Consider the following 18,474-nt stretch of genomic DNA (forward strand, 5'->3'; position numbering starts at 1 on the left):
CGGGCAATCAGATCATGGGGGGCATGCCCCCCATGATCTGATGATCAAACAGGCGGCATGAACGACAACCGGGATTAGCTTAACTCAGCCGCCAAACTGTCCAAGAACGCGGGACCACCTCAGTGCTGCCACGTACGGAGAGGCTTCGGGCGATCGCACGGCGCGTGACGTTCTCGGACTCAGACCTCGGGAAACTCGGCATCTCGAAAGAAGAGCTCGCCCCGTTCATTCTCGACGAACAATATCACCCTAATCTGCTCAATCCCATTCCTGGCGACAGTCCGCTCGAATTCCACCCGCTAGCATCGACAGCCAATGGCATCCTTGTTTGGAACCCAGGAGCGATGTCGCTCGCGGTCCGAGCGTTACTGATTCTCGCCGCCCAAAAAGGGGGCTTTGAAGCGGAGTTCTGTTACCGCTTGATGGTTGTCCAAGAGGCCTATTCCGAATGGACGGGCTTCTGGCCAACAAGAGAAATCCAGTTGACGGGCCCGAGCAAGGACGGGCTGCGCGGCAGCGTATGCCGTTTCTCTTCTGGCCGTTTTCTACACGTAATCCAGCTTCCTGTTTCACTCGCGGATTTCCCAAACATGGCATTTGGCAGTGTCGTCAGGATCGGCGAACAGACGACTTTGGCGATACAGGAAGACATTGAGCGTTTCTGGCAGCTTCTGAGTGAACAAGAGGATTATCGCGAGGCGATCACGGTCATTCTAATGGGTGGATGGGGCGGCGGCTTCGCCTTCGCCCCCGAACTGGATGAGAGCAAAATTCCGTCAGGCTGGCGGTATTTGCCTCTATGGTTTGTCGAAGCCGCGCAGCTTGGCGCGTGCAAGGAAGGCAAGCTTCACAGCCTTTGGCGGGTCATCACTCAGGTCGAGCTGCTGGAAGGCCTCGGCTATCGGGTCGATAACGTCAATGGCACTTTGAACCTTTTCGGAAATTGGCGGCACGGAATAGAGATTTGCGAGCGCTCCCCTTTCCGGACGGCACGTTCAGGAAGGTTCAGCGCATTGATTGGGGGCCGGATGGTCTCAAACCCGTCTATGGTAGTATCGAAGATGCTATTGCCCAGCGGCTCATCGGCGCAATTGCGCTAAGAGGCCAGGTCTGGTGGGTCGAAGCGGTACAGGACGGCACAGAACCTGTCTCCTTCGAGTGGCTCTATCAAGTCTGGAATGCCGCCATGCAGTGGCTGGCTGAGGTTGCGCCGCAAATTCTTGATGATTTCGGAAATCGTCTGGGTGGCGGTCCCCGCTATGTCTGCATCGAAACGGAAGAAGGTAACGGCACGCAGCGTGGGAAGATTTTGGGTGACACTGACCCAGTCCAGCATATTCAGGCATCCACGCATACAGACGGTACTCGAAAAGTACGATTGGGAGCGCAGTGGATTGAGGCGCTCTGGCAAACCGAGAACAAGGCGGAACGGGCTTTCGCCGTAACCCTAATTGAACAACTGCTGAAAGATGGCGAAAGCCGCCCCACGAGGGATGAGATTGCTCAGAGTGTCTGGCGTGGTATCCCTTCCCCGGACTGGCGTTGGCTCCATGCGGGTGAAGTTAAATCCGTGATGGAAAGGATGTCAGCGGGAGGACTGATCGAGAAATTCCGCAAGATACCGCTATCAGCTTCCTCGCTGGTAAAGTGCGGCTCCGTGTGGAGATTCCATAGCCGATCGGACGGCTACGACTTTAAGGGCGAAGAGGAATGCAGGGGCTTCCTGAGGTCGTACTACGATTTCGTGCTGAGTGAGCTAATCGAGCAAATCAAAGGCTTCAACAGAGAGCAACTGATCGAAGTGTCTGCGCAGCGATACCAAGCTGCGCGAGATGAGCAGCGGATTTGGCGAACGAGCATTCGGGCATTGAGATCGATCAGAGGGCAAGCCGCTGATTTGGCAGCGATGCAGCGCCAAAACGAAATCAACGCGGTCCAGCGAGCATCGAAAACCATCTGCGAGATTGCTGCATGTGAAGCCCCGGACAGTGGCGGGGCACATGCAAGCCGCGAAGACCTCGACGAGATGTATGCGCGCGCACTGCTGCTTTTCGGCAATGGACAGCTCTACGCGACAATCAGGGCTGGTCTCGTGCCGCCGCACCTCAAGATCAGCCCAGGCGGCGACTTGATGAGCGATCGGTCTGTATTCGAGAAAACCATGCTTCCAGCGACCGAGCGCCACCATGCCAAAGCATTGGACGAAGCGGCTGATGGTTATGCGGCAAAGTCTGAAAAACCCGCCACTCCGCAACAGGATGGAATCCCTTGGGACAAGGACTTCCGTAAGGCGATCGAAGCTGAGTTTTCGACTTCCGCCGAAGCCTTGGTCGATCTGGCTCCGGCCTTGCTGCAATTGGCGGAAAAGCGAGGCGAAGGCGCATTCACGATCAAGCGATCGGAAATCGTGGCATGGCTCGAAGGGAACAAAGAGTACCCGCAAGGCGATATTGCCGCCTTGCTGGAACGGCTGACACTCAAACGGCGCGAAAATTGGGGCAAGGAAGAGGATTGGTTGAGCCCCAGAGACCTCGACCTTTCGAGGTTCGATAGACCGAACTCTCTCATCAACCGCCCTCTCCTGGCCGTGAGCGATGGCGACGACCCGACCGTGCTGGTCGCGCCAATGATAATCAGCGACGCGCTCATGTATGCCGTCGGAACCATGCATGAAGGTAGCATGCATGGGGAGTTCTGGTCATCGTCCGAAGCCCGTAAATATGCAGGGCGCCGCGCGGACGAGTTGGGCCGAGAGTTCGAGGACGAGGTGGCAGACACGCTAAATGGTCTGGGCCTGCAAGCATCAACGCGTAGGACGGTGAATGACCTCCTACAACAGGGTTCGGACACAGACTTGGGCGATGTCGATGTTTTCGCCATCAGTGCCGATCAGTCGAGAGTGTGGGTCATCGAGGCAAAGAACTTGCGGCTATGCCGGACTGAGTCTGAGGTCGCGGCACGCATGACCGAGTACCGAGGTCAATCGCGACCTGACAGGAAAGGCGTAGAAAGACCGGACAAAATGCTAAGGCACCTCAACCGCGTTCGGCACTTAAGGAATCATGCTCAAGAGCTCGGTCAACGTCTCGGACTACCTGCTGCGCCAGAAGTTGAAGGCCTGATGGTTGTCGATGCGCCGCAACCAATGAACTTCCATATGCTGGAGGATGACCGTGATGCACAATCTTGCATGTTGGACGACCTAAAATCGATTGTGCCTGTTGGCCCTGGAGTCCGGTAAGAGTCCGTAAATCGAGCGCCTTCGAATTGACTGGCGCAACCCTGACATGCGCGGCGCTCAATCGCCGCACGGCTTTCTCGCCACTGATGTTTCTCAGATTTGACCAACCGAAGCATCGAGCAATCACCGACAAACCCGCGCACATATCGGACTCTGGCGAGCACACCGTACCCCGCCAATTCGGGGTTTATCCATCTAATATCATTGCGAAATTTAGGATTGGGCGAAAGTCACCCGTCTACGAGTTGCGCGGGTTTGCACCGAACCGTTGGCAACCCACTTTACGATAAGTATCTGTAAGAGCACGGTATTTCGTTGTACTCGCGCGGGTCGCAGAAGAGTTACGGGTTTTGGCGCAATCGCTCATCGCTTCACCGTTTTGATCGGCATCACCTCAGCCCCTGCAGGAAGCTTATCCAGGTAGTCGCTCCACCATTGCGCCATCTTCACGCGCTCCTTCCAATGGGCACCGCGATGATAGGCGGCGCGGACCTTGTCGCTATCGCCGTGGGCCAGGGCGCGCTCGATGGCGTCAGGATTCCACTTGCCGCTTCGTTCAGCAAGGTGGAGGCCATCGCGCGGAAGCCGTGGGCGGTCATTTCATCGGTGGTGTAACCTAGGCGACGCAGGCCAGCGTTGATTGTGTTGTCACTCATCGGACGCCTGCGAGTGCGGACGGACGGGAAGACATAGCCACTAGGACCGGTCAGCAGTTGGGCCTCCTGCAGTATCTTGATGGCCTGGCGTGAGAGCGGGACGAGGTGGTCTTTGCGCATCTTCGTTTTGCTGGCCGGGATCGTCCACAACGCGCCATCAAAGTCGAATTCGCTCCATTCTGCATGGCGAAGTTCGCCCGGTCTGACAAACACATGTGGAGCGAGTTGCATGGCAAGCTTGGTGATCGGTTGGCCTTCGTAGCCATCGATTGCTCGAAGCAACTCCCCAGCCCCGTCAGGATCAAGGACTGCGCCGTAATGCGTCATGGCAGGGTTCATCAGCGCACCCCTCAAATCGCGTGTGGGATCGGATTTTAGGCGCGCTGTGGCGACCGCATAGCGAAAGACCGAACCTGCCAGTTGCAGAGTCCGTTTAGCGCTCTCCAGCTTGCCCTTGCTTTCGATCCGGCGAACGGCGGTCAGGATGTTGGCAGGCTCAATGTCGGAAATTGGCAGAGTGCCAATCGAGCTGTTGAGAACCGAAAGAAGGTATTCGCAGCGCTTTGCCGTGGCGGGTGCCCAAGCCCGCGAGCCATCATTCTTGCGCTTTTCGCAGAACTCGGCAGCCAGTGATGCAAAGGTGTTTTCGGCACCAAGCTTCGCGCGCGCCTTCTCGCGCTGTTTTTCGCGTGAAGGGTCCTTGCCCTGCGCCAGCTGCTCTCTCGCCGCGTCTCGCCTTCTGCGGGCATCTGCCAACCCAATATCCGGGTAGCGCCCGATCGCGAGCTTCTTCTCCCGGCCATCGATGCGATACTTCATTCGCCACAGTTTTCCGCCGGTTCGCTCCACCAACAGGAAAAGCCCTGACGAGTCGCTCATTTTGTAGGCTTTCGGACCAGCCTTGGCCTTGCGAATTGCAACGTCAGTTAGCGCCATGATTTCAATCCTTTACCCAGAAAAGGCCCCCAGACTTGGGGGCCTCTCGAATTGGCGGAAACCTGTATGGCCCCCAAAAAGGCCCCCAGTTTCGAGAGATTTGGCGAGACTAACCGGGCAAACGCAGGACAATCGCGCGCCAGAAACCCTAGGATTTCCAAGGGTTTTATAGCGTTTCCGGGATGTTTTGGGAAGGCGGCGCTGGAGCGGGTGAAGGGAATCGAACCCTCGTCGTCAGCTTGGGAAGCTGCTGCTCTACCATTGAGCTACACCCGCGTCGGCGGTGGCTGCGCTTGCCACAAGGGTGGCACGGCGGTCAACGGATTCGCGCGAGCCGCGCCTCGGGCCCGTCGCGCGAGATCGCGGATGTCATACGTCGTCGAGCGGCCCGAGGGCCTTGATTCGTCGGGAAAACCCGGATCGGGCCGCAAAAACACGAAAATCCGGCGATTCGTGCGATGAACTGTGCGTAAAGGGGTCTCTGCCCACTGGAACTGGCGCGAATCCTGTTTTAGACGCGCACGCCTATTTCATTGGGAGTCACATTGATGAACAACAGCGACATCGCCGAAAAGCTTGCCAGCGACCACGATCTTTCGAAGGCCCAGGCGCGTGAACTCGTGGACGGCGTTTTCGACGCCATCGCGGACGCGGCGAGCAAGGGCGAGGAAGTCTCGTTGAGCGGCTTCGGCAAGTTCAAGGTCAAGGACCAGCCGGCCCGCGAAGGCCGTAACCCCTCGACCGGCGCGACCATTCAGATCGCCGCCTCGAAGAAGCTGACCTTCTCCGCCGCCAAGGCGATCAAGGACAAGCTGAACGGCTGATCCGGTTCGGGCGCTCCGCTAAGGCGGGGCGCCCACCGCGGCCCTCGAGGGCCGATCCCTGCTCGAGTTTCGCCGAATGCGGCAGGCCACGACGATCCTCGAAATCCGCACCTCCGGTCGCGGGTTCACCGACATCACGCGCAGCATTGCCGACTGGCTGGGCTCGCAGGGCTTCGCCGAGGGCCTGCTGACACTGCTGTGCCGCCATACCTCCGCCTCGCTCCTCATCCAGGAAAACGCCGCGCCTGCGGTGCGTGACGATCTGACCGCCTGGTTCGAGCGGTTGGCGCCCGAGGGCCCGCACTACGCGCACGACGACGAGGGGCCGGACGATATGCCCGCCCACCTCCGCGCCACGCTGACGGGCGTCAATCTGCAGATCCCGATTGCGCAAGGTCGCATGCTGCTGGGAACCTGGCAGGGGATTTACCTTGCCGAGCATCGCCGCATCCCCCACGATCGTCAGATCGCAGTGCACGCGATCGGGGAGTGAAGACGCGCGTGAAAGCCCAATCTGTCGTCCCGCCGCCACGCGGTGGCGATCTCGTGAAGCGGCACCGCCTCTCCACCCGCATCTGGCACTGGATCAACGCGGTTACGCTGGTCGTGCTGCTGATGAGCGGGCTGATGATCTTCAACGCCCATCCGCATCTCTATTGGGGCCAATACGGGGCCAACTTCGATGCATCGTGGCTCGACATCGGTGCCACGCGCAGCGGCGAGGGCTTCGTGCGGATCGGGCCGCTGCGATTCGGCACGACCGGCGTTCTCGGCATCTGGACCGATCCCGAGGGCGTAACCAGAGCCCGCGCCTTTCCGTGGTGGGCGACGATTCCATCCGGCTACAGTCTCGCCGATGCGCGGATCTGGCACCTCGCCTTCGCCTGGGTGCTGGCGCTGGGGCTGCTGGCCTACATGTTGTGGTCGCTGATCAACGGGCATTTGCGGCGCGACATTCACATTCACCGGCGCGAGTGGAAGCCCGCGCACATCTGGCACGACGTGAAGCAGCACGCGCGGCTACGATTCCCGACCGGCGAGGCGGCGCTGAAATACAACGTGCTGCAGAAGCTGAGCTATGCGGGCGTGATGTTCGTTCTGATCCCGCTGATGATCGTGACCGGCCTCGCGATGTCGCCGGGGACCGACGCCTGGGCGCCGATCGTGACCGAGGCGTTCGGCGGACGACAATCGGCGCGTTCGGTGCACTTCATCTGCGCCTGGCTGCTGGTCGCGTTCTTCATCGTGCATATCGTGATGGTGGTGCTGGCCGGGCCGATCAACGAAGTGCGCTCGATGATCACCGGCCGCTACCGGCTGCCTCGCGAAAAGGCCGAAGACGCATGACCCAGCGCAAGATCCTGACGCGCCGCGGTTTGATCCATGGGGCGGCATTGGGCACCGGCGGGCTGCTGCTGTCGGGCTGCGACAAGCTCTATTCGCAACCCGGCTTCAGAGCAACGCTGGAAAGCGCCGAGCAATGGCACCAGGCGACGCAGCGCTGGCTCGGCGGCGGCGCGCTGGCGCGGGAATATGCGCCGTCGGACATGTCGCCGGTGTTCCGCGCCAACGGCAATCGCAGCGTCGCCGATCCGTCCTACCGCCAGCATTTCGATCAGGCGTTCGAGCGCTGGGTGCTGACCGTCGACGGGCTGGTCCGCCAGCCCCTGGCGCTGCCGCTCTCGATGCTGCGCACGATGCCGCAGCGCACGCAGATCACGCGCCACGATTGCGTCGAGGGCTGGAGCGCGATCGGCAAGTGGGAAGGCCCGCAACTCAAGCACGTGCTCGACATGGCCGGACTCGGCGAAAAGGCGCGCTATATCGTCTTTCACTGCGCCGACAGCTTCGGGGCCGCGCGCTACTACGAATCGATCGACCTTGCCGACGCCTACCACCCGCAGACCATCCTTGCCTGGCGCCTCAACGACCGCCCGCTAGACGAAGCCCACGGCGCCCCGATCCGCGCGCGGATCGAACGCCAGCTCGGCTACAAACACGCCAAGTACGTGATGCGCATCGAGGCGGTGGAAAGCCTGGACGGCGTCTACGGCGGCAAAGGCGGGTTTTGGGAGGATTCGAGCGGCTATGCCTGGTACGCGGGGATCTGATCCGGAACCCTCGCAAGCCGGTGTAGCGGGCACAGGCAATTCACCTATTTTTTAGAGCCGCGCGCTAAGCCCGCGCGATGAAAAAAGCGCTCTATCCGCTCGTGCTCTTGTCGCTGTGTTCTTGCGGCGTTTCTCAAGAGGATCGCGAGCAAGAGGCCGCCACCGCCTATCAGCGGCACGACTATGGCGCCGCGCGGCTCCATCTTGTCGAGGCCCTGAAAGGCGCCCCGAACGATACCGCGATGCGACTGCGGCTGGCGCGCACCCAGATTGCCTTGGGCGACGGCTTCGGAGCGCAAACCTCGCTCGATCAACTCGATCCCAAAACCAAGGCCAGCGATGCCTGGCGCGAACTGTCCGCCGAAGCGGCGCTGCTGCGCGAAGAGCCGGAGGCGCTCGCCGCCGCGCTCGGCTCGCTGCAAACGGTCGAGGCCGAACGCCTGCGCGCGGTCGCGGCGCTGCGTGCGGAAAAGGGCGACGAAGCCCGCGCGCACTTCCGCAAGGCGATCGAGCTGGGGGGAAGCGCAAGGGCCTATGCCGATTTCGGGCGGTTCGAACTGATGACCGGCGATACGGACGCGGCGCGTCAGCTTGCGGCCGAGGCGCGCAAGCGCGATCCCGAAGCGCTCGATACCTTGTTGCTCGATGGCCAGCTGGCGCTGCGGTCGGGCGACTTGGCACGCGCGCTCATCATCTACGACAAGGCCGGCAAGGTCTGGCCGGGCAACAAGGCGGCCCTGCTGGGCAAGGCCTCGGTGCTGGGCGACCTTGGCCGCTACGACGAGATGGCAACCGTAATGAAGGGCTTCGAAAGCAGCGGAGCCAAGGATCCTACGGTCACATACTTGCGCGCTCGCCTCGCCGCTGCCCGCAACGACTGGGCGGACGTCCGCAAGATCGTCGAGGCCGCCGCGATCGACATGGGCGTGCGCGATCCCGCGCGGATCGTCTATGGCGAAGCGCTGCTGCGGCTCGATCAGCCCCAGCAGGCGATCGCGCAGCTTGTCCCGCTGGTGCGCGCCGAGCCTGCGAACCGCAACGGCGCGATGGTGCTGGCCGAAGCGCAAATGGCGGCAGGCGATCCGGCTGCCGCTGTCAGAACGCTGCGCCCGCTCGCCAATTCGGCGATGGCGCGGCGCGACGAGCTGGAACTGATGGTGAAAGCGGCGCGGGCGAGCAAGAACCCGGCGCTGGCCCAATACGAAGCCAAGCTGAAAATGCCCGCCGCGCGCGCACTCGCCGCCGATCTCGCGGATGGCGACACCGCCATGCGCAACGAGAATTGGGCGGGCGCGGCCGAAGTCTATGCGCGCGTGCTCGATCAGACCGACGGCAAGAACCCGATGGTGCTGAACAACATGGCCTACGCGAAATTGAAGCTGGGCGACTATCAGGCGGCGGACAGCTATGCGCGGCGCGCGCTCAAGGCTCTGCCGGATAACGCATCGGTGCTCGATACCGCCGGCTGGGCGCGCTTCAAGCTGGGCATGGACCTCGACGAAGCAAAGCGCCTTCTTCGCCTTGCGGCTCAGAAGGCGCCCGAAAACAAGACGATCCGCTCTCACCTGGCCGAGGCGGAACGCTCGGCTGGGTGAGGCTTCCTGTCGAGAGGATTTACATAGAGATCAGGCGATCGCCGGAACCGCGCCCCGAACGCGCCTGACGGCGACGGCGACGCAGCACCGCAGTAGCGATCAGCGCCGAACCAAAGAGACCGAGCATGCCCGGTTCGGGAACCGGCGTGGTCCCGCCAGACGTGCTGCCGCCCGAAGTCGTGGTGATGGTGCCGGCGCCGCTCGCGGAGCCGCCGTGCATGCCCGGCGCGTCGATCGATTGGTAGCGGGTGTAGAAGTCGCTGAGCGTCACGCTCTGGATCGGCTCGGCGAACGACAGCGAGAAGCTGCCCGTACCGGTTTCGCCCAGCAGCAGGCCACCGCTACCGCCGCCAGCGCAGCTGCCGGTCGACGCGTCCTTGAAGCACACGTCGACGTTTCCGATGCCGTTCGGGTAGTTTTTGCCCAGCGACGTGTAGGCGAAGTCGCCCGTGCTGGTTGCCGAGATGATGTCCGGATCGGTGTTGAAGGCGAAGCCGGACAGGCGCGAGGCGGTGACCGGATCCGAGCTCGTGTTCGCGATCACGTAGTCGAAATTGTAATTGTTGCCGTTGATGCCCGTGAGAGTGAACGTCGCGGTCGAGGAAAGTCCGTCGATCGTGGAGCCGCCGGTAAAGCCATCGAACGAGAGGTCGAAGGATGTGCCGATGTCGGACGCGTCCAGAACTATGGAATCGGCCAGAGCGGGAGTCGAGAAAAGCGCGGATACCGCAAGGACAATGGCAGTGAGCTTCCGGTTCAAATGTACCTCCCTTTCGAAAACCGACGTGGTTTCCGAGCGCTTAAGCAATCTGCGTACCAAGCGCAGATTCTTGCGACTTCCGATGGTTAACGAGGGGCGGCCCAATCGTAAATTGTAAGAAAAAGCGTCAGAATCGGCCCATCAGGCAACGATGTTTCAAGGCCGGTGGAGCCGCAAATCCTCCCATTGCCAAGGCCACGACGAGTCAGCCCGCCAGGCGGACCGGTTGCGGCTCCTCGCGCAGGGCCTGGGGCTGGTCGGGCCAGATGCCGCGCGTGTCGTAGACGATCTTGCTCGCGCGCTCGGCGAGCGGGACGACGCGGAAAAAGTCGTGATCGACCAGCACAATCAGGATCTCGCAATTCTCCAATGCCTCGTCGATGTCGATCTGGGTGGCGCCGGTGTCGGTGAACTCGATCGGAAGTTCGGCACAGTGCGGCTCGACGATGTGGACGCGGCTGCCGAACTTGCGGGCGATGCGCGCGGCGACGAAGCGCGCCGGGCTTTCACGGAAATCATCGATGTTGGCTTTGAAGGCGAGGCCGAGACAGGCGACCTCGGCGTTGGGATGCGCAGCGACCAGTTCCTCGGCGCGGGCGACGACGTGGTGCATCTTGCCGTCGTTGACGCCGCGCGCGGTGCGGATCAGCGGAGTTTCCTCGGGCGCGCCGTGGACGATGAACCAGGGATCGACCGCGATGCAGTGGCCGCCGACGCCGGGGCCGGGCGAGAGGATGTTGACGCGCGGATGGCGGTTGGCGAGCCGGATCACTTCCCACACGTCGAGGCCCATGCGGTCCGACACCATCGAAAGCTCATTGGCGAAAGCGATGTTAACGTCGCGATAGGCGTTCTCGACCAGCTTGGTCATCTCGGCCGAGCGCGCATCGGTGGTGACGCATTCGCCGCGCACGAAGCGCTTGTAGAACGCGAGCGCCTTCCTTGCACAGCGCGGCGTGATGCCGCCGATCGAGCGGTCGTTGTTGGTTAGCTCCTCGAGGATGCGACCGGGCAGGACGCGCTCGGGGCAATAGGCGATCGAGATGTCGGGCGTCTCGCGCGAGAGCCCGGGCACTTTCAGATCTGGCCGGCGCGCGGCGATCATGTCGCGCAGCTGCTCGGTGGTGCCGACGGGCGAAGTCGATTCGAGGATCACCACGTCGCCCTGCTTGAGCACGGGCGCGATCGCTTCACCGGCAGCCAGGACATAGGAAATATCGGGCGCGTGGTTCTTGTCGAACGGCGTCGGCACCGCGATCACGAAGACGTCGGCGGGCGCGACTTCGGTCGAAGCACTCAGCAACCCGCGCGAAACGACACCCTGGACCAGGCCATCGAGATCGACTTCCTCGATGTGGATCTCGCCGCGGTTGATCGTGTCGACCACCTTTTGCGACACGTCGATGCCGCGCACGCGGCAACCGGCGCGCGCGATCACGGCCGCGGTGGGAAGTCCGATATAACCCAGGCCGATGACGCTGACGTCAGGCTTCGATTCCGATTTCATTGGCAAGCAGCTCCACGATCCGTGCAGAGGCCTTGCCGTCGCCGAAAGGATTATGGGCGCGGGCCATGGCCTCGTAAGCGCCCTTATCGTCGAGCAGGGTTGATATTTCGGTAACGATGGTGGCGGCGTCGGTGCCGACCAGTTTCGCGGTCCCCGCCGCGACGCCTTCGGGGCGCTCGGTGGTTTCGCGCATCACCAGCACTGGCTTGCCCAGCGCGGGCGCTTCCTCCTGCACGCCGCCGCTGTCGGTCAGCATGATCTCGGCCACATCGAGCAGGCGTGCGAAGTGCGGATAGTCGAGCGGCTCGATCAGCGCGACATTGTCGAGCCCTGCCAGTTCGGCGTTCATCACTTTGCGCACGTTGGGATTGAGGTGGACCGGGAAGATCACGGCCACGTCGGGCCGCTGCGCGATGGTGCGGATGGCCTCGGCTATGCCCGCCATGCCATCGCCGAAGTTCTCGCGGCGGTGGCTGGTGACGCCGATCACGCGTTTGCCGGCGAAGCGGGCTTCGAGCTCTGCGAGACCGTTCGCGAGCGCGGGTTCCTCGCCGATCCGAGCGGTCACCCAATGCAGCGCGTCGATCACCGTGTTGCCGGTGACGTGGACGCGCGCGGGATCGACGTTTTCCTTGCGGAGCGCGCCGGCCGCCGTTTCTGTCGGAGCAAGATGCAGGCTGGCGATCGAGCCGATGATCTTGCGATTCACTTCCTCGGGCCAGGGGTGGTAGATGTTGTAGCTACGCAGCCCCGCCTCGACGTGATCGACCGGGATCTTGCGATAATAGGCCGCCAGCGCGCCGCACATGGCCGTCGCGGTATCGCCCTGCACCATGACCCGGTCCGGCTGCACCTCGTCCATCACGGAGCCCAGACCCGTCAGCAGCACCGCAGTCAGCGCGTCGAGCGATTGATCGGGCTTCATCACGTCGAGATCGTGATCGGGGACGATGCTCGCAATTTCGAGCACCTGATCCAGCATCTGGCGGTGCTGCGCCGAGACGCAGACGACGGGTTCCAGTCTGGGATCGGCGGCAAGCGCATGGACGACCGGGAAAAGCTTGATCGCTTCCGGTCGCGTGCCGAAAATGGTGAGAATGCGGGCGGGGCGGTGCTTGGCGCTGAGCTGGTTCATCACGCCCCGCTTTAGCAAGGGATGGTTAACCCCACTCTAAACCGGGCGTGGCCCTCAGCCGTTTCGTTGGAGCAGGAGGTCGTCCAACGCTCCCAGCAGCGTATCGGTCGGAACGGGCTTGCGGCATACGATACAGCCGGGAAATCGCCTGGCGAGTTCGGCGCGCGATGCATGGCCGGTATGAAACACGAACGGCACCCCTGCCCGCTGCAACCGTTCGGCCACGGGGTAGACGTCGCTATCCTGCAAGTTGACGTCCAGGATCGCGACGTCGATCGGCCAGTCGTCATCCAACAGCGAGTGCGCAATCGCAACGCTGGGGGCCGGGCCGTGAACAAGCGCACCGGCATCTTCCAAAGCCATTTCAATATCGAGCGCGACCAAGGGCTCGTCCTCGACCAGCAGGACTTGCAGTCCGGCAATGGCGAGCCCTGGGGCCCGTCTTGCGACATCGGCGTGAGTCAAAGGGGCGTTCATTTCAAACATCTCGACTTTTAAAATTCATCAACAAGGTAAACAAAACCTTAACATCATCTACAAAGACACTCCAATTTGAGCCCTTCGTGGCGGTTACTAGTCTTAACGGATAAATCGCCGATTCGATCCCGGCATTTTGAGATTCGGGACAAAGCGTTGCCCTCCGGCCAGGCCTCGAAGATGCGCATCGGGCCGATTCCCGAAGGCCGCCAAGACAACTTGCGGGGGAGAATTCGGCGGCTCGGCTTGTCCACGTCCGCGGTCCTGCGAGAAGGGCAGACATGGCGATTCTCAGCGACAAATGGATTCGGGAACAGGCGCAGACCAACGGCATGATCGAGCCGTTCGTCGAAGCGCAAAAGCGTGACGGCTGCGTGTCCTACGGTCTTTCGTCCTATGGCTACGACGCGCGCGTCTCGGACGAATTCAAGATCTTCACCAATATCGACAACGCCGTGGTCGATCCCAAGAATTTCGCCGCGACCAGTTTCGTCGACCGCAAGACCGATGTCTGCGTGATCCCGCCCAATTCCTTCGCGCTCGCACGCACGGTCGAATATTTCCGAGTGCCGCGCGACGTCCTGGTGATTTGCCTGGGCAAGAGCACGTATGCGCGCTGCGGCATCATCGTGAACGTCACCCCGCTCGAGCCCGGCTGGGAAGGGCACGTCACGCTCGAGTTCTCGAATACCACGCCCTTACCCGCCAAGATCTACGCGCACGAAGGCGCCTGCCAGTTCCTGTTCCTGCAAGGCAACGAACCGTGCGAGACGAGCTATGCCGATCGGGCGGGCAAATACATGGGGCAGATGGGCGTCACGCTGCCCAAGCTATAGCGCGACTATTCGGCGACCCGCAGCTTGGCGCCAAGAGTTGTTCTGGTGCCGGAACATTTCGTCGCACGGTTCGCTCTGCCTGTCAGGGTAATGACGACGGGAGTGCGAAGCCATGTCGAAGATCGCAGCGATTATCGGGCGCATATTGCTGGCGCTCCTTTTCATCTTCTCCGGCGCCAACAAGATCGTGGATCTTGCCGGGACCGAGCAAATGATTTCCGCCGCCGGGCTGCCGAACGGGCTCGCCTTGCCAGTGGCCTTGTTCGAGATCATCGCCGGCCTGTGCCTTGCGCTGGGCTTCATGGTGCGGCTCGTTTCGATCGTCCTGATCGTGTTTACCGCAGCCACCATCTTGTTCTTCCACAACCGCTTTACCGATCCGATCCAGGGCGTGATGGCGCTCAAGAACCTGGCGATCATGGGCGGACTGTTCCTCGCCTTCGCGCACAGCCAGATGTGGTCGCATTACTATCACATCAAAACCGAGCGCCATGGCGAGCTTGCCGTGCGCAAGGCTGAAGAGCGCGCGCGTGAGGCCGAATTGCGGGCCGCCCGGGCCGAGGCCGTGGCGGAAAATCGCCCGGTCACGCCGACCCCCGCCGCGACTTACACCGATGTCGACGGCGACGGCGTTCTCGAACGCGTCACCCGCCGTCGTCGCTGGTTCGACTGGTAATCGCTCGCGACGCCGGTTGCTCGCAGATCGTAAGCCGCGCAGAAGCGGTGCACGAATCAGCGAGAGAAGGCGTTCATGCAGATTGCAGTTCTGACATTCGAGGGCTTCAACGAACTGGATTCCTTCATTGCGGCGGCGCTTCTCAACCGGCTGAGTGCAAAGGGCTGGAAAGCCCATATCACCTCGCCCGATGAGCTCGTCACGTCGATGAACGGTGTGGTCGTTCAGCGGCAGAAACCCCTGGAGTTCGTCGAAGAGGCAGATGCCGTGCTCATCGGCAGCGGAGTGCGAACGCGCGAAATCGCTGCGGACAGCGAGTTGCTATCGCGGATCCGGCTCGATCCGACGCGCCAACTTATCGGTGCGCAATGCTCGGGCGCGTTGCTGCTCGCGAGATTGGGCCTGATCGGTGATTTGCCCGCCTGCACCGATCTGACCACGAAGCCGTGGCTGATCGACGAGGGCGTGGACGTGATCGAGGCGCCGTTCATCGCGCATGGCAATGTCGCGACCGCGGGCGGGTGTCTGGCCTCCCAGTATCTGGCCACCTGGATGATCGCGCGCGGGGCCTCGATCGACGAGGCCAGGGACGCGATGCATTACGTCGCGCCGGTCAGCGAAAAAGCGCTGTATGTCGATCGTGCCATGAGCGTGATCGAGCCCTTCATGGCCGAGGCCATGGCCTGAGCGCACCGGCGCAAGCACGGTCTCGGGTGTGTCGCCATTCGGCGACGACCACGCGCGCGGCGATTGGCTTCACAGCAGTCCGGCGGATCGTGCCTTTTCCGCAACCTCGCCGAAATAGGCCACGTGATCCGCAGGGGTCGTAAAGCCCAGCCCCATGGAATGGACCGCAGCGTGGGTTCCGCCGGCGTCGCGCCACCGCAGTGCCGTTTCGATCGCTTCGTCCGCAGTCTTCGCCTTGAGCATGTTGATCTGCTTGCCAAAGGCATCGGCATCGCGGCCCTTTTCGGTCAAAAGCTCGTCGAGCCGGGCAATCTGCTGGAAGGCATCGGCCGAGCCGTCGGCGCAGATGAAGCCATCGGCGATCTCGACGGCGCGGCGTAGCGCGACATCGGCAAAGCCGCCGAGCCAGATCGGGATCGCCCGACCGGGACGCGGGACCAGCGCAGCGCGATCGATCGTATCGAACTCGCCTTCGAAAGTGACCAGTTCCTCGCTCCACAGCCGGCGCAGCAGCGGTACTTGCTCGGCCACGCGCTTGCCGCGTTGCGAGAAGTCCTGGCCCAGCGCATCGTACTCGACGTAATTCCAGCCGATGCCCACGCCCATCCGGAAGCGCCCGCCCGAAAGGAGGTCGAGGTCGGCGGCCTGGCGCGCGACAAGGACGGTCTGGCGCTGCGGCAGGATGAGAATGCCGGTCACGAACTCGATCCGCTGCGTCAGGCCCGCGAGATAGCCGAACATGACGAAGGGATCGTGGAACGGGTCCTTTTCGGTATAGGGTCCATTCAGCTTCGGCTCGCGATCGGCATGATCGGCACCAACGACATGATCGTAGGCCACGAAGTGGTCGAAGCCCATTTCGTCCGCCGCCACCCCGATCTCGCGCACGGCGGCGGGGTTCCCGCCGAGGCCGTTCTGCGGGTAGATCACGCCGAGTTTCATCCGTTTGTCTCCAAAGTCGCGCTGCGGCGACCTAGCGGTTGAGGCGGCCCTCGATCAGGCCATCGACCAGCGAAGGATCCGCGAGAGTCGAGGTATCGCCCAGTGCGCCGAAATCGTTCTCGGCGATCTTGCGCAGGATGCGGCGCATGATCTTGCCCGAGCGAGTCTTCGGCAGGCCCGGCGTGAAGTGGATGTGATCGGGCGAGGCGATCGGGCCGATCTCGGTACGCACCCATTGGCGCAGTTCCGTCGCCAGTTCGTCGCTGGGCTCGATCCCGGCGTTGAGCGTGACGTAGCAGTAGATCCCCTGCCCCTTGATGTCGTGCGGATAACCGACGACCGCAGCTTCGGCGACTTTTTCGTGCAGCACCAGTGCGCTCTCGATCTCGGCGGTGCCCATGCGGTGCCCCGAGACGTTGAGCACATCGTCGACGCGGCCGGTAATCCAGTAATAGCCGTCCGCATCCCGGCGACAGCCGTCGCCAGTGAAGTACTTGCCTTTGTAAGTCGCGAAATACGTCTGGATGAACCGCTCGTGGTCGCCGTAGACGGTGCGCGACTGGCCCGGCCAACTGCGAGTGAGGCACAAGTTGCCTTCGGCGGCCACATCGTGTTCCTCGTCGGCCAGCACCGAGCCTTCGTTGTCGACCAATTGCGGGCAAACGCCGAAGAACGGACGGCCGGCGCTGCCCGGCTTCATCTCGTGTGCGCCGGGAAGAGTGGTGATCATGATGCCGCCGGTTTCGGTCTGCCACCAGGTGTCGATCACCGGGATGCGGCCCTTGCCGACCAGCGTGTGGTACCAGCGCCAGGCCTCGGGATTGATCGGTTCGCCGACCGAGCCGAGCAGGCGCAGCGACGACAAGTCATGGCGCGTGACGTAGTCATCCCCCTCGCGCATCAACGCGCGGATCGCGGTGGGCGCTGTGTAGAGAATGTTGACCTGGTGCTTGTCGACCACTTGCCAGAAGCGGTCGTGATCCGGGTAGTTGGGGACGCCTTCGAACATCAGCGCAGTCGCGCCGTTGATGAGCGGACCATAGACGATGTAGCTGTGCCCCGTGATCCAGCCGATGTCGGCCGTGCACCAGTAAATTTCGCCCGGCCGGTAATCGAAGGCATAGCGGAAGGTCGTCTCGGTCCACACGGCATAGCCGCCCGTGGTGTGGACCACGCCCTTGGGCTTGCCGGTCGAACCCGAGGTGTAGAGGATGAACAGCGGATCTTCCGCCTTCATTTCCTCGCACGGGCATTCGCCGGTGACGTCGGCGAAGTCGTGGTACCACTGGTCGCGGCCCTCGGTCATGGCGACGTCGCCGCCGGTGTGCTTCACCACCAGCACGCCCTTGACCGAGACCTTGGCGAGCGCGGCGTCGATATTGGCCTTGAGCGGGATGCGCTTGGAGCCGCGCAAGCCCTCGTCGGCGCAGATCACCCAGTCGGAGCGGCAATCCTCGATGCGTCCGGCGATGGCATCGGGCGAAAACCCGCCGAACACCACCGAGTGCACCGCGCCGATCCGCGCGCAGGCGAGCATCGCCACTGCGCCTTCGATCACCATTGGCATGTAGAGCGTCACCCGGTCGCCCTTGGCGACCCCCATCGCCTTGAGAGCGTTGGCCATGCGGATCACTTCGGTGTGCAGTTCGGCGTAAGTCAGCCGGCGGACTTCGCCCGAGGGATCGTCGGGCTCGAAGATCAGCGCGGTCTGGTCGCCGCGACCCGCCTCGACATGGCGGTCCACCGCGTTGTGGCAGATGTTGAGCGTGCCGTCCTCGAACCAGCGGATGTCGACCGGATCGAACGACCAGGCCGCGACCCTGGTCGGCGCGGTCATCCAGTCGATACGTTCGGCCTGCTCGGCCCAGAATCCGTCGCTGTCTTCGATCGAGCGGCGGTACATCTCCTGGTACTGCGCGAGGGTGCAGTGCGTACCCTGCACCGCGCTCGCGGGAACAGGGACAGTTTCCGTCTGGGCGTCTTTGGCATCCTGCATGGTCTCTCCCCCGCTTTTGAAATCGCTAAGGACTTCTATTGGCGCGGAGAGACCGAATTTTCCAGCCCGCATCGTGCGCGGGCGGACAGAATGCC

The 18,474-nt window shown here is 62.4% G+C and carries 15 protein-coding genes, 1 tRNA gene and 1 pseudogene; 9 read left to right on the forward strand and 8 right to left on the reverse strand.

Going from position 1 to position 18,474, the window contains the following annotated elements; genetic code table 11:
* Window positions 1-964 precede the first annotated feature (964 nt).
* Window positions 965-3,241 carry a hypothetical protein gene (locus GQO94_RS15185; protein WP_156842287.1) on the forward strand — a complete coding sequence of 759 codons (2,277 nt, stop codon included), beginning with the start codon at window positions 965-967 and terminating at the stop codon, window positions 3,239-3,241.
* Window positions 3,242-3,604: 363 nt separating this feature from the next.
* Here the strand turns inward: GQO94_RS15185 and GQO94_RS15190 are convergent.
* Both GQO94_RS15190 and GQO94_RS15195 read right to left on the reverse strand, forming a co-directional pair.
* A pseudogene (locus GQO94_RS15190) lies at window positions 3,605-4,833 on the reverse strand (tyrosine-type recombinase/integrase).
* 202 nt (window positions 4,834-5,035) lie between these two features.
* Window positions 5,036-5,109, reverse strand: a tRNA-Gly gene (locus GQO94_RS15195).
* 272 nt (window positions 5,110-5,381) lie between these two features.
* On the opposite strand from GQO94_RS15195, the gene GQO94_RS15200 reads away from it, so the two are divergent.
* From GQO94_RS15200 to GQO94_RS15220, 5 genes are all read left to right on the forward strand, one after another.
* The gene (locus tag GQO94_RS15200) at window positions 5,382-5,657 is read left to right on the forward strand and encodes an HU family DNA-binding protein (RefSeq protein WP_156842288.1); all 276 of its coding nucleotides are present in this window, start codon (window positions 5,382-5,384) and stop codon (window positions 5,655-5,657) included.
* Window positions 5,658-5,733: 76 nt separating this feature from the next.
* Window positions 5,734-6,150 carry a secondary thiamine-phosphate synthase enzyme YjbQ gene (locus GQO94_RS15205; protein WP_156842289.1) on the forward strand — a complete coding sequence of 139 codons (417 nt, stop codon included), beginning with the start codon at window positions 5,734-5,736 and terminating at the stop codon, window positions 6,148-6,150.
* A gap of 8 nt (window positions 6,151-6,158) precedes the next feature.
* The gene (locus GQO94_RS15210) at window positions 6,159-7,004 is read left to right on the forward strand and encodes a cytochrome b/b6 domain-containing protein (RefSeq protein WP_156842290.1); all 846 of its coding nucleotides are present in this window, start codon (window positions 6,159-6,161) and stop codon (window positions 7,002-7,004) included.
* Complete coding sequence (locus tag GQO94_RS15215) at window positions 7,001-7,768, forward strand: molybdopterin-dependent oxidoreductase (protein ID WP_156842291.1); 768 nt, start codon at window positions 7,001-7,003, stop codon at window positions 7,766-7,768. Before GQO94_RS15210 ends, GQO94_RS15215 begins: the two co-directional genes overlap by 4 nt.
* A 77-nt stretch (window positions 7,769-7,845) precedes the next feature.
* On the forward strand, window positions 7,846-9,363 hold the full coding sequence (locus GQO94_RS15220) for a tetratricopeptide repeat protein (RefSeq protein ID WP_156842292.1): 1,518 nt from the start codon (window positions 7,846-7,848) through the stop codon (window positions 9,361-9,363).
* A 19-nt stretch (window positions 9,364-9,382) separates the two neighbouring features.
* Here the strand turns inward: GQO94_RS15220 and GQO94_RS15225 are convergent, their stop codons facing one another.
* From GQO94_RS15225 to GQO94_RS15240, 4 genes are all read right to left on the reverse strand, one after another.
* Window positions 9,383-10,123, reverse strand: a complete 741-nt coding sequence (locus tag GQO94_RS15225; protein WP_156842293.1) for a cistern family PEP-CTERM protein — start codon at window positions 10,121-10,123, stop codon at window positions 9,383-9,385.
* 205 nt (window positions 10,124-10,328) lie between these two features.
* Window positions 10,329-11,630 carry a UDP-N-acetyl-D-mannosamine dehydrogenase gene (gene wecC / locus GQO94_RS15230; protein WP_156842294.1) on the reverse strand — a complete coding sequence of 434 codons (1,302 nt, stop codon included), beginning with the start codon at window positions 11,628-11,630 and terminating at the stop codon, window positions 10,329-10,331.
* Window positions 11,608-12,765, reverse strand: a complete 1,158-nt coding sequence (gene wecB, locus GQO94_RS15235) for a non-hydrolyzing UDP-N-acetylglucosamine 2-epimerase (protein WP_156842295.1) — start codon at window positions 12,763-12,765, stop codon at window positions 11,608-11,610. The genes wecC and wecB overlap by 23 nt, the downstream gene beginning before the upstream one ends.
* A gap of 54 nt (window positions 12,766-12,819) precedes the next feature.
* Window positions 12,820-13,242: a response regulator gene (locus GQO94_RS15240; protein ID WP_156842296.1), complete on the reverse strand. Its 423-nt coding sequence runs from the start codon at window positions 13,240-13,242 to the stop codon at window positions 12,820-12,822.
* A 281-nt stretch (window positions 13,243-13,523) separates the two neighbouring features.
* On the opposite strand from GQO94_RS15240, the gene dcd reads away from it, so the two are divergent.
* From dcd to GQO94_RS15255, 3 genes are all read left to right on the forward strand, one after another.
* Window positions 13,524-14,078, forward strand: coding sequence for a dCTP deaminase (gene dcd, locus GQO94_RS15245; protein WP_156842297.1), 555 nt, complete (start codon window positions 13,524-13,526; stop codon window positions 14,076-14,078).
* A 112-nt stretch (window positions 14,079-14,190) separates the two neighbouring features.
* A complete protein-coding gene (locus tag GQO94_RS15250; RefSeq protein ID WP_156842298.1) occupies window positions 14,191-14,754 on the forward strand; it encodes a DoxX family protein in 564 nt (187 codons plus the stop codon).
* A gap of 75 nt (window positions 14,755-14,829) precedes the next feature.
* Window positions 14,830-15,441 carry a DJ-1/PfpI family protein gene (locus GQO94_RS15255; protein WP_156842299.1) on the forward strand — a complete coding sequence of 204 codons (612 nt, stop codon included), beginning with the start codon at window positions 14,830-14,832 and terminating at the stop codon, window positions 15,439-15,441.
* Between the two features lie 69 nt (window positions 15,442-15,510).
* Here GQO94_RS15255 and GQO94_RS15260 read toward each other — a convergent pair whose 3' ends face one another.
* Together GQO94_RS15260 and acs are read right to left on the reverse strand one after the other, a co-directional pair.
* Complete coding sequence (locus tag GQO94_RS15260) at window positions 15,511-16,383, reverse strand: LLM class F420-dependent oxidoreductase (RefSeq protein WP_156842300.1); 873 nt, start codon at window positions 16,381-16,383, stop codon at window positions 15,511-15,513.
* A 31-nt stretch (window positions 16,384-16,414) separates the two neighbouring features.
* Window positions 16,415-18,379, reverse strand: coding sequence for an acetate--CoA ligase (acs, locus tag GQO94_RS15265; protein WP_156842301.1), 1,965 nt, complete (start codon window positions 18,377-18,379; stop codon window positions 16,415-16,417).
* Between the last annotated feature and the right edge of the window lie 95 nt (window positions 18,380-18,474).

Origin of the sequence: Novosphingobium aquimarinum (assembly GCF_009746585.1) — a bacterium.
In the GTDB taxonomy this organism is placed as follows: domain Bacteria; phylum Pseudomonadota; class Alphaproteobacteria; order Sphingomonadales; family Sphingomonadaceae; genus Novosphingobium; species Novosphingobium aquimarinum.

What these genes read in the sequence shown, in the direction of transcription:
- GQO94_RS15200 (WP_156842288.1), top strand. Translation starts at nt 5,382, where the DNA reads ATGAACAACAGCGACATCGCCGAAAAGCTTGCCAGCGACCACGATCTT.
- GQO94_RS15205 (WP_156842289.1), top strand. Translation starts at nt 5,734, where the DNA reads ATGCGGCAGGCCACGACGATCCTCGAAATCCGCACCTCCGGTCGCGGG.
- GQO94_RS15215 (WP_156842291.1), top strand. Translation starts at nt 7,001, where the DNA reads ATGACCCAGCGCAAGATCCTGACGCGCCGCGGTTTGATCCATGGGGCG.
- GQO94_RS15220 (WP_156842292.1), top strand. Translation starts at nt 7,846, where the DNA reads ATGAAAAAAGCGCTCTATCCGCTCGTGCTCTTGTCGCTGTGTTCTTGC.
- wecC (WP_156842294.1), bottom strand. Translation starts at nt 11,630, where the DNA reads ATGAAATCGGAATCGAAGCCTGACGTCAGCGTCATCGGCCTGGGTTAT.
- wecB (WP_156842295.1), bottom strand. Translation starts at nt 12,765, where the DNA reads ATGAACCAGCTCAGCGCCAAGCACCGCCCCGCCCGCATTCTCACCATT.
- GQO94_RS15240 (WP_156842296.1), bottom strand. Translation starts at nt 13,242, where the DNA reads ATGAACGCCCCTTTGACTCACGCCGATGTCGCAAGACGGGCCCCAGGG.
- dcd (WP_156842297.1), top strand. Translation starts at nt 13,524, where the DNA reads ATGGCGATTCTCAGCGACAAATGGATTCGGGAACAGGCGCAGACCAAC.
- GQO94_RS15250 (WP_156842298.1), top strand. Translation starts at nt 14,191, where the DNA reads ATGTCGAAGATCGCAGCGATTATCGGGCGCATATTGCTGGCGCTCCTT.
- GQO94_RS15255 (WP_156842299.1), top strand. Translation starts at nt 14,830, where the DNA reads ATGCAGATTGCAGTTCTGACATTCGAGGGCTTCAACGAACTGGATTCC.
- GQO94_RS15260 (WP_156842300.1), bottom strand. Translation starts at nt 16,383, where the DNA reads ATGAAACTCGGCGTGATCTACCCGCAGAACGGCCTCGGCGGGAACCCC.
- acs (WP_156842301.1), bottom strand. Translation starts at nt 18,379, where the DNA reads ATGCAGGATGCCAAAGACGCCCAGACGGAAACTGTCCCTGTTCCCGCG.